Origin of the sequence: Streptococcus sp. 4155 (assembly GCF_013276695.1) — a bacterium.
Classification (GTDB): domain Bacteria; phylum Bacillota; class Bacilli; order Lactobacillales; family Streptococcaceae; genus Streptococcus; species Streptococcus pseudopneumoniae.
This window is the reverse complement of sequence record NZ_VMLM01000085.1, coordinates 20,134-35,575: the sequence shown is the minus strand read 5'-3', so window position 1 is coordinate 35,575 and position 15,442 is coordinate 20,134. Positions and strand designations below refer to the sequence as shown.

At 40.9% G+C, this 15,442-nt stretch carries 14 protein-coding genes and 1 pseudogene; 5 read left to right on the top strand and 10 right to left on the bottom strand.

Features of this window, described 5'->3' with window-relative positions; genetic code table 11:
- A pseudogene (locus HT715_RS11690) lies at positions 1–183 on the top strand (hypothetical protein); the annotation flags it as partial.
- A 114-nt stretch (positions 184–297) separates the two neighbouring features.
- Here HT715_RS11690 and HT715_RS09920 read toward each other — a convergent pair.
- The gene (locus tag HT715_RS09920) at positions 298–738 is read right to left on the bottom strand and encodes a helix-turn-helix transcriptional regulator (protein ID WP_001206586.1); all 441 of its coding nucleotides are present in this window, start codon (positions 736–738) and stop codon (positions 298–300) included.
- A gap of 222 nt (positions 739–960) precedes the next feature.
- On the opposite strand from HT715_RS09920, the gene HT715_RS09915 reads away from it, so the two are divergent.
- A complete protein-coding gene (locus HT715_RS09915) occupies positions 961–1,977 on the top strand; it encodes an NAD(P)H-dependent glycerol-3-phosphate dehydrogenase (protein WP_000745045.1) in 1,017 nt (338 codons plus the stop codon).
- Between the two features lie 21 nt (positions 1,978–1,998).
- The gene (galU, locus tag HT715_RS09910; protein ID WP_001185620.1) at positions 1,999–2,898 is read left to right on the top strand and encodes a UTP--glucose-1-phosphate uridylyltransferase GalU; all 900 of its coding nucleotides are present in this window, start codon (positions 1,999–2,001) and stop codon (positions 2,896–2,898) included.
- 160 nt (positions 2,899–3,058) lie between these two features.
- On the opposite strand, the gene HT715_RS09905 is transcribed toward galU, so the two are convergent.
- The 6 genes from HT715_RS09905 to pbp1b all read right to left on the bottom strand — a co-directional run bounded on the left by HT715_RS09905 (position 3,059) and on the right by pbp1b (position 9,835).
- Positions 3,059–3,733, bottom strand: coding sequence for a rhomboid family intramembrane serine protease (locus HT715_RS09905; RefSeq protein ID WP_000658506.1), 675 nt, complete (start codon positions 3,731–3,733; stop codon positions 3,059–3,061).
- On the bottom strand, positions 3,717–4,256 hold the full coding sequence (locus HT715_RS09900; RefSeq protein ID WP_023939922.1) for a 5-formyltetrahydrofolate cyclo-ligase: 540 nt from the start codon (positions 4,254–4,256) through the stop codon (positions 3,717–3,719). Before HT715_RS09900 ends, HT715_RS09905 begins: the two co-directional genes overlap by 17 nt.
- Positions 4,257–4,267: 11 nt before the next feature.
- On the bottom strand, positions 4,268–5,398 hold the full coding sequence (locus HT715_RS09895) for an N-acetyldiaminopimelate deacetylase (RefSeq protein ID WP_050302753.1): 1,131 nt from the start codon (positions 5,396–5,398) through the stop codon (positions 4,268–4,270).
- Between the two features lie 66 nt (positions 5,399–5,464).
- Positions 5,465–6,163, bottom strand: coding sequence for a 2,3,4,5-tetrahydropyridine-2,6-dicarboxylate N-acetyltransferase (dapD, locus tag HT715_RS09890; protein WP_138701926.1), 699 nt, complete (start codon positions 6,161–6,163; stop codon positions 5,465–5,467).
- 230 nt (positions 6,164–6,393) lie between these two features.
- A complete protein-coding gene (locus HT715_RS09885) occupies positions 6,394–7,305 on the bottom strand; it encodes a DMT family transporter (protein WP_031233407.1) in 912 nt (303 codons plus the stop codon).
- A gap of 64 nt (positions 7,306–7,369) precedes the next feature.
- Entirely contained in the window at positions 7,370–9,835 is a 2,466-nt protein-coding gene (gene pbp1b, locus HT715_RS09880; RefSeq protein WP_023935351.1) for a penicillin-binding protein PBP1B, read from the bottom strand.
- Positions 9,836–9,976: 141 nt separating this feature from the next.
- Between pbp1b and tyrS the strand changes: the two genes are divergently transcribed.
- Positions 9,977–11,233: a tyrosine--tRNA ligase gene (tyrS, locus tag HT715_RS09875; protein ID WP_000546884.1), complete on the top strand. Its 1,257-nt coding sequence runs from the start codon at positions 9,977–9,979 to the stop codon at positions 11,231–11,233.
- Positions 11,234–11,310: 77 nt separating this feature from the next.
- Here tyrS and HT715_RS09870 read toward each other — a convergent pair whose 3' ends face one another.
- Together HT715_RS09870 and HT715_RS09865 are read right to left on the bottom strand one after the other, a co-directional pair.
- Positions 11,311–13,371: a heavy metal translocating P-type ATPase gene (locus tag HT715_RS09870; protein ID WP_138707202.1), complete on the bottom strand. Its 2,061-nt coding sequence runs from the start codon at positions 13,369–13,371 to the stop codon at positions 11,311–11,313.
- A 1-nt stretch (position 13,372) separates the two neighbouring features.
- A complete protein-coding gene (locus HT715_RS09865) occupies positions 13,373–13,651 on the bottom strand; it encodes a DUF6110 family protein (protein WP_000910909.1) in 279 nt (92 codons plus the stop codon).
- A 150-nt stretch (positions 13,652–13,801) separates the two neighbouring features.
- Here HT715_RS09865 and HT715_RS09860 point away from each other — a divergent pair, with 150 nt between their 5' ends.
- Positions 13,802–14,650, top strand: a complete 849-nt coding sequence (locus HT715_RS09860; RefSeq protein WP_050223199.1) for a putative RNA methyltransferase — start codon at positions 13,802–13,804, stop codon at positions 14,648–14,650.
- A 352-nt stretch (positions 14,651–15,002) separates the two neighbouring features.
- Here the strand turns inward: HT715_RS09860 and HT715_RS09855 are convergent, their stop codons facing one another.
- Positions 15,003–15,209 (bottom strand): hypothetical protein, encoded by a 207-nt coding sequence (locus tag HT715_RS09855; protein WP_023935359.1) that lies wholly within the window; start codon positions 15,207–15,209, stop codon positions 15,003–15,005.
- Between the last annotated feature and the right edge of the window lie 233 nt (positions 15,210–15,442).

Sequence of the window (15,442 nt, the reverse complement as noted above, 5' to 3'; positions counted from 1 at the left end):
CTCTTCCTTCATATTGCCGGAAAATATGTCTCTACTGCTAGACGACATATTCTCAAATTCTCAAGTCTATACGCCTATTCAAAACAATTTCAAGCCTTATTTGATACAATCTGCCAGATAAATCTGATACTCCCTATTCCATATAGAGCTAGAGGGCAGGGGAAAACATGCCTAACAGAATAAGTCACCTTATTTTAAAAATCGAGCATCAAACCAAGGGAGGAGTCTGCCCTTTTTTAGGAAAAAATCAAGACAAATCTCCTCAATCATGTCTCGAACATCAGAAATTAAGCAAAATCACCAGAAGGACAGTATTTCAACTAGCTTTTCTGGTAATTTTTGAACTGTGTAGTTCGTTAGTGCCAGATATGAATAATTTGGGATGATAAATCTTTCTTCCTCAGGTAGCCTATCATAATACTCTTCAAAAATCTTAGCAAAAACACTCTCTTTCTTTTGGGCGATAGTTTCATCTTCGTATGTAGGAGTCCTCATCAAGAAATACTTCAATTCTAGGTATTCCTTATCCAACTCTATATAACTTGGCATCAACTTGTAATCTTCAACCCCCAAACGTTCAGCGATATATTTTAACTTTGTTAGTGTTGGTCTGGATTCTCCATTTTCAATTCTAATTAATTGACGGATACTTAATTCAGACTCATCACCACAAAATTCTGAACGACTGATTTTTTTAGCCAAACGTAATCTTTTAATTTTTTCGCCAAACTCTCGCAACCTACAAGAACCTCCTGAGTTGTTTACCTCTATTATAAGCATATACTGAATCAAACTATCTATCAGATTTCTTCTCACTTTAACTAAAGACTGAGAGTTTAATACTAGCCCCGGTTTTTGTGTATTTTTGAAGTCACAAAGACACCACTTCCCAGCAATGCAAGTGCAAAATCCTCTAGAATATGATAGAATAATGGAAAGGACTCTATTAAGGAGGAAATCATGAAAAAACAAACCGTCGCCGTCTTGGGGCCTGGTTCCTGGGGAACTGCCCTTTCACAAGTCTTAAATGACAATGGACACGAGGTACGTATTTGGGGAAATCTTCCCGAACAAATCAATGAAATTAATACCTATCATACTAACAAGCACTACTTTAAAGATGTCGTTCTAGATGAAAATATCATTGCCTACACCGACTTAGCAGAGGCACTGAGAGATGTGGATGCGATTTTGTTTGTTGTCCCAACAAAAGTGACACGACTTGTTGCCCAACAAGTTGCACAAACCTTGGACCATAAGGTTATCATCATGCACGCATCAAAGGGATTAGAACCTGATAGCCATAAACGATTATCAACCATCCTTGAAGAAGAAATTCCTGAACATCTCCGCAGTGATATTGTCGTTGTTTCAGGTCCTAGTCATGCAGAAGAGACCATTGTGCGTGACCTGACTTTAATCACTGCTGCTTCTAAAGATTTACACACAGCTCAATACGTTCAGGAGCTATTTAGTAATCACTACTTCCGACTTTATACCAATACGGATGTTATCGGGGTCGAAACCGCTGGTGCTCTTAAAAATATTATCGCTGTCGGTGCCGGAGCTTTACATGGTTTGGGATTTGGTGACAATGCCAAGGCAGCCATCATCGCTCGAGGCTTGGCAGAAATTACCCGCCTAGGGGTGGCACTCGGGGCTAGTCCATTGACCTATAGTGGCTTGTCTGGTGTAGGAGACTTGATCGTAACGGGAACCTCCATCCACTCTCGTAACTGGAGAGCTGGAGATGCCCTTGGTCGTGGAGAATCTCTAGCTGATATCGAAGCCAATATGGGCATGGTGATTGAAGGAATTTCAACGACCCGAGCAGCCTATGAACTAGCGCAAGAACTTGGAGTCTATATGCCCATTACACAAGCCATTTACCAAGTTATCTACCACGGAACCAATATCAAAGATGCCATTTATGACATCATGAACAATGAATTTAAAGCAGAAAATGAGTGGTCTTAACCCTCTAGAGAAAGGATTCTTATGGCACTGAAAGTTAGAAAAGCAGTCATTCCTGCCGCTGGACTAGGAACTCGATTTTTACCAGCAACCAAGGCCCTTGCCAAAGAAATGTTGCCAATTGTAGACAAACCAACTATCCAGTTTATCGTGGAAGAGGCTCTCAAATCAGGTATTGAAGATATTCTGGTTGTCACTGGTAAGTCAAAACGTTCTATTGAGGACCACTTTGATTCAAATTTTGAGCTTGAGTACAACCTCAAAGAAAAAGGTAAAACAGATCTGTTAAAATTAGTAGATGAAGCAACTGGCATGCGCCTTCATTTCATCCGCCAAACTCACCCTCGTGGTCTTGGAGATGCTGTCCTACAAGCCAAAGCTTTTGTGGGGAATGAGCCCTTCGTTGTTATGCTGGGCGATGACCTTATGGACATCACAGATGAGAATGCCGTTCCTTTGACAAAACAACTGATGAAGGATTACGAGCGGACACACGCATCAACCATTGCTGTCATGCCCGTACCACACGAAGACGTTTCATCATATGGAGTCATTGCTCCTCAAGGTGAAGGAATCAACGGACTCTATAGCGTTGAAACTTTCGTTGAAAAACCAGCGACCGAAGATGCACCAAGTGATTTTGCAATCATCGGTCGCTATCTACTCACACCTGAGATTTTTGATATCCTCGAAAAGCAAGCTCCTGGTGCTGGAAATGAAATCCAACTTACTGATGCTATTGATACGCTCAATAAAACACAGCGTGTTTTTGCCCGTGAATTTACAGGAGCTCGTTACGACGTTGGGGATAAGTTTGGATTTATGAAAACATCTATTGACTACGCCCTCAAACATCCACAAGTCAAAGATGACTTAAAAGATTACCTCATCCAACTGGGAAAAGAATTGGCTGAGAAGGAATAATACTCTTCGAAAATCTCTTCAAACCACGTTAGCTTCACCTTGCCGTACTCAAGTATAGCCTGCGGTTAGCTTCCTAGTTTGTTCTTTGATTTTCATTGAGTATAAAATAAAAAAAGATAAGGTTCAAAAAATGCCTTATCTTTTTTCATTCCACAAATTTTCATCCCATTCCCTTGTAGAGAAGTAAGACTGCGAGTCCTACGAACAAGACTAACGCTACCAGTCTCTGACTAGCACTATACATCCGTCTTTCTCCTCTAACTGGAAAGATAATTGCTAGAAATGCACCACCAACTGCACCTCCGATATGGCCTGCTAGGCTGATTCCTGGAATCAGAACACTTCCAATAATGTTAATCACAAAAAGTGTCAGATAAGACTGTCCTAGCTGTTGGATATAAGGATTACGAGTTGCATAGCGAAGAATGATAATCGCGGCAAATAGACCATAAAGAGAGGTGGATGCACCTGCTGCTAAGGATTTGGGACTAAATACAAAAACAAAGAGATTGCCCATCATTCCTGATAAAAGATAGAGAAAGAAAAACTGCTTAGAACCGAAAATCTCCTCTACCTGCCTTCCAAGATAATAAAGTGAAAGCATATTAACAATGAAATGCTCCCACCCAATATGAACAAAAATAGCCGAAAAGAGACGCCAAATTTGCTCGGGAAAGAGGCGAATGGCAGGCCCATACATGGCTCCAAATCGAAATAGAGTATCCGCCCTGTCAAAGTTTCCTCCTGTAGTTACCAACATTAGTAGAAATACCACGGCCGTCACTAAAAGAAAGAAACTCGTCACAGGGTAACGCCTATCAAAGATTTCCTTCATCAATCAGAACCTCCTGAACAGGAATATCATGGTTTTCAGGGATAAAGTCCTGAACTTGATAATGATAAACCGTACTCAAAGTATGACCAGTAAACTGTTCCAGATAGCGGTCATAATAACCTCCGCCATAGCCAATCCGATAGCCTTCCATCGTAAAAGCCAGCCCTGGGACATGAATCAAATCAATCTGAGAGGCATCTACCACTTCCAAATTTCCCTGTGGTTCCAGTAAGTCAAAGGAAGTTTTGACCAGTTGTTGCAGATCATAGACCACAAAGTCCATGCGCCCCTTGGAATAGGTTTTGGGTATCAGAACCTTCTTGCCGTCCCTCAGCGCCTGCTCAATCAATCCCTGCGTTTGAAACTCATGCGGAAAAGAGAGATAGGTTGCGATGACCTTGGCTTCTTGGTAGAAGGGATGGTGTAAAAGCCGCTCGGTTAAAGCTTGCTCTATAGCCTGTTTTTGCTCTTGAGATATAGCCTTCATTTCTTGCAAGACTTGCTTGCGTAGTTCCGATTTCATAGACAACCCCTCTACTCTGCTGCCTTCTTTTTCAGGAAACTAGAGACCGCATCCACCCCAATAGCTAATGCTTCTTCCTTAGGAGCCATCTGAGGGTGATGAAGGGCGTAGGGACTATCGATACCCAGCCAAAACATCACGCCATCTACCTTCGAAAGGAGATAACCAAAGTCCTCACCAGTCATAGCAGGCTCGATATCAATCAACTCGATTCCGTCTTTTTCTTCAAAAAAGTCCATTAGTTCACGCGCCAAGGCTGGATGGTTCTCAACAGGTAGGTATCCACCTTGTTTGAGTTCCACTTCGACTTCCATATCAAAGGCAGCTGCAACTCCTTCTGCAACTGTTTTGACCCGCTTTTGTACCAAGAGACTCATGTCCTGAGTCAAGGCCCGAATAGTTCCATGCAAAAAGGCTGTATCTGTGATAACATTGTTGGTTGTTCCAGCTTGGAAAACTCCAAAGGTCACCACCGCTCCCTCGATTGGGTTGACATTGCGGCTGACAACTGACTGCACCTGGGTCACAAAGTAACTAGCTGCCACCAAGGCGTCATTAGCTTCATGTGGAAAGGCTGCGTGTCCTCCTTTGCCTTTGAAACGGATCTTCACCTCGCAAGTTCCTGCAAAGAGTGTATGAGTATTGGTCGCAATCTGACCAACCTTCAAATCTGGTCGAACATGAAGCCCATAAAACTGGTCTGGCAACCAGTCTCCAAAAGCGCCATCCTCATACATGAGCATGCCACCAGCTTCATTTTCTTCAGCAGGCTGAAACAGAAAGAGCAAATTATTTTTAGGTTGCTCCTCAAGGGCTCGCTCAAGACAGCCCAAGGCAATGGTCATGTGGAAATCATGTCCACAAGCGTGCATGCGACCTTGATGCTGAGAAGCAAAAGGAAGTCCTGTTTGTTCAACGATAGGCAGACCATCAATATCCGTCCGCCAACCAATAGTACGCTCTGGCTGACTTCCCTGCAAGTAAACCAAAATACCTGTCCGCCAAGTACGAACTTGAACAAACTCCTTGCCCGCAGTCAATTTCTCAATCACATCCAGCAAATAAGCATGAGTTTTGATCTCCTCCAAGCCAATCTCTGGAATCTGGTGCAAATCTCGTCTAATCTGAATCAAATCTAACATCTATCTATCCTCCCATATAGCAGAAAGAGGCTGGAAAAGGGTTCCGCCTCTATTTTTCTTTTACAATTACAAGGTACGAAGCGCATCTTCTAGCGCTGTTTTTTGTTGAGTTTGGGCATCAATCTCTTTGATAATTCGAGCTGGAACACCTGCTACTACTACATTTTCTGGAACATCTTGGGTAACGATAGCTCCTGCTGCGACAACTGAACCACTACCGATTTGGACTCCTTCGATAACCACTGCATTGGCACCGATAAGAACATTGTCTCCAACACGGACTGGTTCTGCGCTAGCTGGCTCAATCACACCTGCTAAAACTGCACCTGCACCAACGTGGCTGTTTTTCCCAACGATGGCACGGCCACCAAGGATAGCCCCCATGTCAATCATGGTTCCTGCACCGATTTCAGCACCGATATTGATAACCGCTCCCATCATGATAACAGCATTGTCACCAATTTCTACCTGGTCACGGATAATAGCGCCTGGCTCGATACGAGCGTTGATAGCACGTTTATCTAGCAAAGGAACTGCAGAATTGCGAGCATCTTGCTCAACAACATAGTCTTGATTTTCTACCAAACCATTGAGAAGCGGAGCCACGTCCTTCCAGTCTCCAAATAAAACATTCCCTAGTTTAACAACTGAGCTAGGTACAGCAGTTGCGAGTTGTCCCTCAAAAGTTACTTTCACACTGGTTTTCTTCTCAGCATTAGCGATAAATTGGATAATTTCTTGAGCATTCATTTTTGTAGCAGTCATAAAAAAACCTCTCATTCTTTATAATGATAACTATTCTACCAAAAAAAGCCTCAAATTTGAAGCCTTTTTGTCTGTTTTTAGGTATGATTTTTTAGGGATGTGAGATAAAACGTGCTGTCGGTAAAAGCAAACTCCTACCGATACAACCTAAAAACACTCTTCACAACTATCTCCCCGTGTTTTATTGACTATTCTAGTATAGCACACTTTTAGAATTAAGAAAAGACTTTTTATCTACTTTCTTTCGCTTCTTCTATAGACAAAAATATCATGGGTAAAATAATCAAGGCCATCGCTAGAAGGAGTGACCAATCCACTACCAGGCCTAAGAACAAAACACTCAAGAGAGCAGAAGAGAGAGGTTCACTGGCACTGATAACGGAAACCACCAAAGGAGAAACCAAGGACACCGCCTTCATGGAAATAAAAAAAGCAAAAGCCGTCCCAAAGAAAGCGATAATGAGACAAATCAAGATACTCCAAATATCAAGAATAAAGGAAAGCTGATAAACCGGTGAGAGGACATTGCTAAATAAACCTGCCAAAATCATCCCCCACCCAACCGTGGGTACAAAACCATAGCGCTTCGCAAAAGGCTGGGGCAAGATAACATTAAACATAACACCCATAGCACTCAGTAAGCCCGTCACAAGGGCTAGTGGTGTCATGGATAACTGAGAGAAATCTCCCTTTGTCGCCATCAAGCAAACACCCAGCATAGCAATCAAAACATAGAAAATAGCACTTTTTGACGCTCGTTTTTGATAAACCAAGCGATTGTAAAAGAGGATAAAGACAGGACTGATAAACTGTAAAATAGTCGCTGTCGCTGCATTTGAGTATTCTACACAGAGATAGAAAAAATACTGGACTGAAAAAATCCCCAAAATAGCATAGGCCAAAAAGGGTAGGTAATTTTTCTTGTCTCGCCAAATATCTAGCACTTGCGATTTTAATTGTATTGCAGACCAAATGAGTACAAGACTCCCTGCTAGTGTCAATCGCATAGAGGTAATCCAGCCAGAAGATACCTGGTAATGGGTGAAGAAATATTCTCCTAAAATCCCACAGATTCCCCAGATTAAGCCGGATAGGAGCGAATAAATGGTTCCTTTAACAATCTTTTTCTGATACTGATTCATACCTTTATTGTAACATGAAAGGAAAAAAGTGGCAATCCATTGATTGGCCACTTCATTTAGAGAATTATCGTCTCGCCCTTGAAGAAGAAGGTCGTGTAGTAGTTGAGTTACTGCTATCGCTAGAACTACTACTTGAGCTGCTGGAGCTTGATGGAGTTGGTAGACTCCCCACGATGCTAGACCAAGCATTCTGATAATCCGCATCACTTCCACCAATAGCAAAGCGATAACTAGTCGTTGGCGCTCCTGTCTTATTAGCCCAATAGCTGGTAACAGTCGAACCTGTAACATCTACCTCTTTTCCTTCGACAGAAACCTTCCCTGGTTTTTGACCTGTTGATTTCAAGACTTCCGATTTCACTACACTAGGATCTAAAGCAAAGCGCTCGTTCCCCCAAATGCTTGGGGAGGCTTGCTGAATCGCATTTACTAGATGAGCCATGTAATTAGAGTTATTGGAATAACCTGCTCTACGTGACAATGAATGATTATCATCATGCCCAATCCAGCCACCTAGGGTTAATCTAGGTGTCGAAAGCATGAGCCACATATTTTCGTCTTGGTTGGTTGTACCAGTCTTCCCAATCCAATCTGCATTAGCCAGAGTAGGATTTAAAGCAGTCAGATTCGTCTTGAAGGTTGTTGTCACACGAGAGGATAGAACTTCTCGCAGCAATCCCTGCATAATCGTCGCAGTAGCTTTTGAATAGACTTGAACCGGTTTATCCTGATACTCATACACCACTCTACCATCTGCTGCTTCAATCTTTGAAATCACATGCTTCTGATGATAAACTCCATTATTAGCTAAGGTCTGATAGCCATTGGTATGCTGGGCAACTGTGACTTCAATACCACCACCCATTGGCAGGCTCTCAATACCGTACTCAGGAATCTCGTAACCCATCTTTTCCATATAACCCTTGACATCAACACCCTTTTCACGGAGCATACGATAGGTCCAGTAAGCAGGGATATTCCATGAATAGTTCAGAGCTTCTCCCAAGGTCATCATTCCTGTTCCCTTGCTATTAGCATACATAATCGGATTGCCATTAGCAAAGTTTGTTGGATAGTTAGATAGAATCGTTTCACTTCCCATCAAGCCCTGGTCAATAGCAATACCGTAGGCCAGCAAGGGCTTGGTAGTAGAAGCTGGCGAACGTTTGGTATCAAAGGCATGATTATTTTGATTTTCTTGATAATTACGACCACCTACAAAGCCTAGAATAGCACCTGTTTGGTTGTCCATCAAGACATTCCCTACTTCTACACGACCTGTTCCATCGTCTAAAAGATAGCCATAATCAGCAACCGCATTTTGCATGACAGAATGAATTTTCTGATCTATGGTAGTAGTAATCTTATAACCACCATTTTCAATTTCCTTGGCTGCCAAATCTCGATAAAACTTCTGAGTTGCCTCATTTTTCAACTCCTTAGCGGAGACATTATCTCTCTGAGCTAGATAGTCATACATACGTTCTTGAGCTTCTGCCAAAGTTGTAAAGTATAAATAGTCTCGTGAAATTCCTGTAACCGTGCCCGATGGTAAAAAGTCCTGTTTAAGGTCATAATCCTTGTACTGAGAATACTCGTCTTTGCTTAAGGCACCTGTACGATACATACTGTAAAGAACTGCCTTAGCCCGTCTTAAGCCAATTTCTAGGTCTTCATCACTCTTCAACTCCCCAGTATTTTCATAAGGAGAGTAAGTAATGGGACTCTGTGGAAGTCCTGCTAAAAATGCTGCTTGAGGAACAGTCAACTGACTGGCATCTACACCGAAAATCCCCTCAGCTGCCTGCTGAGCCCCTGCAATATTCTGTCCCTTATTATTTCGGCCAAAGGGAGCCACATTGAGATAGGTCGTTAAAATCTCATCCTTATTCATGGCGCGTTCCAAGGCAAGAGCATCCACAATCTCTGTCGCCTTACGAGCCAAGGTCGGCGCATCCCCAACCACCTGCTGTTTAATCAGTTGCTGGGTCAAGGTTGAACCCCCACTAGAGGAACCCAAACCTACAAATTTCCCCAAGGTCGCACGAATCACCGCCTTGGGTACTACACCCTTATGTTCTTTAAAGTGTTCATCTTCCGTCGCAATGATAGCCTTCTTCAGATTTTCCGAAATTTGCTCAGATGAGATAGAAGTGCGCAACAAATCACTCTCTATGGAAGCAATCACCGTCCCGTCCGAATAGGTAATCTCTGAAATAGAAGAGATGTCCTTGACCTGATTCACTAATTCTTCTGTCTGAGGCACCCGAACCTTGTCAAATAAGGCCACTCCGTACCCCAAAGCAATCCCGGCTCCCAACATTCCTCCTAGAAAACCAAGCACAAAGAGTAAGTTAAATAAGGCTTTTATACTCAGTAAAATAGCTGGAAAAATGGCTGGCCTATCTAAGGTTTTAGATTTTTTGGTACTCGAACCTTTCTTTCCAGGTCTAGCTGATTTTTTATGTTTTTGTTTTTGCTGGAAAAATTCCAGCATTTTCTGTTTTAATTCATTTAATTGATTTTGCATGGATTTCCTCACTTTATCTATTATACCATAAAAGGGAAACTTTCAATAAAATAGCCATTTTCTTCCCTATTCTGCTAGGCTATTGCCCAAGTTTGTGATACAATAGGTAGAAACAATAATTTTAAAAAGGAGAAAAGACACATGCACATTTTTGATGAGCTAAAAGAGCGTGGTTTGATTTTTCAAACGACTGATGAAGAAGCTTTGCGTAAAGCCCTAGAAGAAGGTCAAGTTTCTTATTATACTGGCTACGATCCAACTGCTGACAGCCTTCACCTAGGCCACCTTGTCGCAATCTTGACAAGTCGTCGCTTGCAACTAGCAGGTCACAAACCTTATGCGCTCGTTGGCGGTGCTACAGGTCTCATCGGAGATCCGTCCTTCAAAGATGCTGAACGTAGTCTCCAAACAAAAGACACAGTAGATGGCTGGGTCAAGTCTATCCAAGGACAACTTTCTCGTTTTCTTGACTTTGAAAATGGTGAAAATAAAGCTGTCATGGTCAACAACTACGACTGGTTTGGCAGCATCAGCTTCATTGACTTCCTCCGTGACATCGGAAAATACTTCACTGTCAACTACATGATGAGTAAGGAGTCTGTGAAAAAACGGATTGAAACAGGGATTTCTTACACTGAGTTCGCTTACCAAATCATGCAAGGGTACGACTTCTTCGTCCTTAACCAAGACCACAATGTCACTCTTCAAATCGGTGGTTCTGACCAGTGGGGAAATATGACAGCTGGTACAGAATTGCTTCGTCGTAAGGCTGACAAGACTGGCCACGTTATCACTGTTCCATTGATCACAGATGCAACTGGTAAGAAATTTGGTAAATCAGAAGGAAATGCCGTCTGGCTCAATCCTGAAAAGACTTCTCCATACGAAATGTACCAATTCTGGATGAATGTTATGGACGCAGACGCTGTTCGCTTCTTGAAGATCTTTACTTTCTTGTCACTTGATGAGATTGAAGACATCCGCAAACAATTTGAAGCAGCGCCACACGAACGTTTGGCACAAAAAGTCTTGGCTCGTGAAGTCGTTACACTTGTTCACGGCGAAGAAGCCTACAAAGAAGCCCTCAACATCACTGAACAACTCTTTGCAGGAAACATCAAAAACCTTTCTGTAAAAGAGCTCAAACAAGGACTTCGGGGTGTACCAAACTACCAAGTTCAAGCAGACGAAAACCACAATATCGTGGAACTGCTCGTTTCGTCTGGTGTGGTTAACTCAAAACGCCAAGCCCGTGAAGACGTCCAAAACGGTGCTATCTACGTCAACGGCGACCGTATCCAAGACCTTGACTATGTCTTGAGTGACGCAGATAAGTTAGAGAACGAACTGACTGTTATCCGTCGTGGAAAGAAAAAATATTTTGTATTGACTTACTAAACTGTTCAACATTTACCTATAAACAAAGGAGTTAACCTCGAGAAAGGTAACTCCTTTTTGCTGTGAATAGTCCCCACCTATCCCTTAATAGACAGGCTACGCAGTACAATGCGCAAGGTTGTTAGATTATGTAAGATAGAGAGATTTGAAGGACTGAGCCAATTAAATAAGCCAAAGCCAATCAAACTACTATTTACGACAACGGTATCTTGAATATTCTTCTTGATGAGTGTTTGCAAAGATGATGATAGCCAATCCAACTCTTGGAAGAAATCCAAACGATTATCTAACAATAAGATATCACTCATCTGCTTAGAAATATCTGCACTCTCATTCATCACCACACCGATATCTGATAGGGTTAGAGCCGCTGAGTCATTCAATCCATCTCCAACCATCAAAATAGTGTGACCTGCTTTCTGCAGTTCCTCTACTAACTCAAATTTCCCATCAGGTTTCAAATCTGTATAAACCTGATCAAAGGGCAAATCTTTGACTAATTGCTCTGTCCTAACCAAGGTGTCCCCTGTTGCCAGAATCAATTTTTTCCCTTGTGCCTTAAGTTTCTCCAAGGCTGCTTTTGCTTCTTTTCTCAAAGGAGTATGAATGCAGAACATTCCAATCAATTCATTCTGATAAGCCAAGAATAAGAGATTGTAGTGACTCTTGTACTCTTCAATTAAAGCATTTTGTTCCAACCTGATATGAATCTGCTCATCCTGCATCAAGACATAATTCCCAATAAGAACTGGTTGGCCATCGATATGAGATTTGATCCCCTTGCTTGCGATATATTGGAGTTTCCCATGCATTTCCTCATGTTCAATCCCCTCTATCTCGGCTTGCTTGACGATGGCATTAGCAATAGGATGATAAATGTGTTCCTCAAGACAGGCACTGATTCTGAGAATATCTTCCTCACTATAGTCCCCAAAAGGTAACACCTTTTCAACTATAGGATAACTAGTTGTGATTGTTCCCGTCTTATCAAACAAGAAAGTATCAACTTCCAGATATTTCTCCAGAACATCTCCATCCTTAATCACCATTTCACGGTTCAACCCCTCCTTGATAGCTGTCAAATAAGCTACAGGAGTAGAGATTTTCAAAGCGCAGGAGAAATCGACCAATAGGAAAGAAATAGCCTTAGAAAAAGAACCTGTTAATAGGTAAGTCAGCCCAGCCCCCAAGAAATTATATTTGACGACCTTGTCCGCCATTTTGATGAAATAGCGTTGTTTCGTTTTCTTGTTTTCTTCAGATTTCTTCATCAACTCAATCAGTTGTAAAATCCGGCTGTTCATCTGATTATCGGTTACACGAATGCGCAACTCTCCAGTTTCTAATACTGTATTTGCACAAACCAAATCAGACTCTCTTTTTTCAACTGGAAAACTCTCTCCCGTCAAGGAACTTTCGTTGACCATACCTAAACCTGAAACTACTTGTCCATCAAACAGAATTTCATTTCCTTGAGATAGGACCAAGACATCTCCTATTTGAACATCGGAACTCTTGATACTAACAACCGTATCCCCCTGTACTAGGAATACATCGCTCTCTTTTGCAAGAAGACTCTGTTCTAAATCTGTTGCAGTTTTTTTCAAGGACCACTGATCTAAATGATTCCCCAAATCAAGCATAAACATGATATTGCTAGCTGTCTTTGATTGGTTCATAAACAAAGACAATAAAATAGCCGAACAGTCCAAGACTTCCATCGTTAGTTCCTTACGCGCTAGTGTTTGATAGGCTTCTCTAATATAACCCAAAGCCTGATAACAAGTCCATATATAGCGAATAGGATACGGCACAAAACTACGAAAAAGTACACGCTTAACCGCTGCACCTGAAACAATAGAATAAGCACTCTCTTCTCTACGAATGGGAAGAGTCATCAACTCAGAAACTTTCCCTTTATCAATTCTTTTTAAAAAGGCTTCTGCATTATCTAATACAGAAAAGCCTTCTTTTATGCGTAGAGTAAAGTGCTGTTGATCCATGTAAAACTGGATAGACTCAATCCCCTTTTCATCTCTCGCCAAGGAACGAAGATAGTCTTGAATATCCAAGGTAAGTGAAAAAGAAGATGATAGTCGGATATGTTGGTATCCTCTATGTAGCACTTTAAAAGACATATTATTCACCTATAAGGCTATCTAATTGCTCTTCTTTTTTCTCTTGCTCGTACAAATATTTGGCATCTTGCAAGACATCGTCTCCATGTTGCTTCACAACAGAAACAGATGCATCTAGCTCGTCTTTCAACTTGTAAGCCTTAGCCAAAGCTTTAGAATAACCTTTTTTAGCTTCCTTACTTGCTAAGATTTTCAAACCAAGGGTACCAAATGCGACACCACCCAAAAATAATGAAGATTTTTTCGCAACTTTTGCAACGGTTAATACTTCTTTTAACATACTTATTTCCTCCTAGCTATTATTATATAGCAATTTAGATATAAAAGCAATTTAATTTTGGTACTTTGAAAAGTAATTATACTACTATTTAATTCTATTACAAATCATCCTAAAGTTGCTTTCATTTGCCTCTTTTGATACACTTAAACTATGAATACAAACCTCAAACCCAAACTTCAGCGTTTTGCTTCTGCGACTGCCTTCGCCTGTCCTATCTGTCAAGAAAATCTGACTCTGTTAGAGACTAATTTCAAGTGCTGCAACCGTCATTCTTTTGACTTGGCGAAATTTGGCTATGTCAATCTAGCACCTCAAATCAAGCAATCTGCTAACTATGACAAGGAAAATTTTCAAAACCGTCAACAAATCCTAGAAGCCGGCTTTTACCAAGCTATCTTAGATGCTGTATCTGACTTGCTTGCAAGCTCAAAAACAACCACAACAATTTTGGATATCGGTTGTGGTGAAGGATTCTATTCTCGCAAACTACAAGAAAGTCACTCTGAAAAAACTTTCTATGCCTTTGACATCTCCAAAGATTCAGTCCAAATCGCTGCTAAAAGTGAACCCAACTGGGCAGTCAATTGGTTCGTTGGTGACTTGGCTCGTCTTCCTATAAAAGACACCAGCATGGATATCCTACTAGATATCTTTTCACCTGCCAACTATGGAGAATTTCGTCGCGTTTTATCCAAAGACGGTATCTTGATCAAGGTTATCCCAACTGAAAATCACCTCAAGGAAATCCGTCAGAAGGTACAAGACCAGCTGACAAACAAGGACTATTCCAACCAAAATATCAAAAATCATTTCCAAGAACACTTTACCATCCTATCTAACCAAACTGCCTCTCTGACTAAGACTATCACAGTAGAACAACTCCAAGCCCTACTCAGTATGACTCCTCTCCTCTTTCACGTTGACCAGAGCAAGATTGACTGGAGCCAACTGACAGAGATTACTATTGAGGCTGAGATTCTGGTTGGGAAAGCATTCTAAACTAGACTTCCCAAAGGTATAAAACTTACCGAAAATCTTCAATATTACAAAAACGCATAAGAACAGGTACTCAAACCTTAATCTTATGCGTTTTGTTATGCAAAAATCACTGGAGTTTCTATACACATTAAGAGGAAATATTTGAAATCAGTTCTTTTAATAACCATTGAATACCATATACTACATTTACCCCAAATATGATATAGGCCGTATAAATCAAGTATTTCGATTTCTCCCGCCTCAAAGAATAAATCTTGTACAAGATAAATAAATTTAAAATAATAAATAATAGAGACAAAATCTTCCTCCAAAATCAATATTAAAAGTAGCCAGTCAGGCATATACCTCATATTTATTTTCGATTCGAGATAACAAACTTATCAATAAATAGCAATTGATATAAGGCAAGTACAGACCCCCAGAAACTACCTCGAAGAGAGATTTCTTGATGATTGAGAGTAAACAAATCATGGTTACCAATATAGAGGCAGGTCAAAATAACAAATAAAATCCAAAATAAATCCGTCCATTTATATTTTGAAAAATATTTTTTTAACATAAAAACACCTTCTTTCCTACAATTATATTATAATACTTTATGTAAGCGAATACAAGGGGTATAAGGCTGAAGACAGTAAAAACCAGCATTTAAAGCCTTCACTGTATCTATAATTTCTCTATTTTTAGACAGGATTGACTAAAATCCACAACATTTAAAAAAGCGAATTTCAATTGAAACTCGCTTTTTTACAAAATGTATTAGTATAAATCTTGTATCTTATACTCAATGAA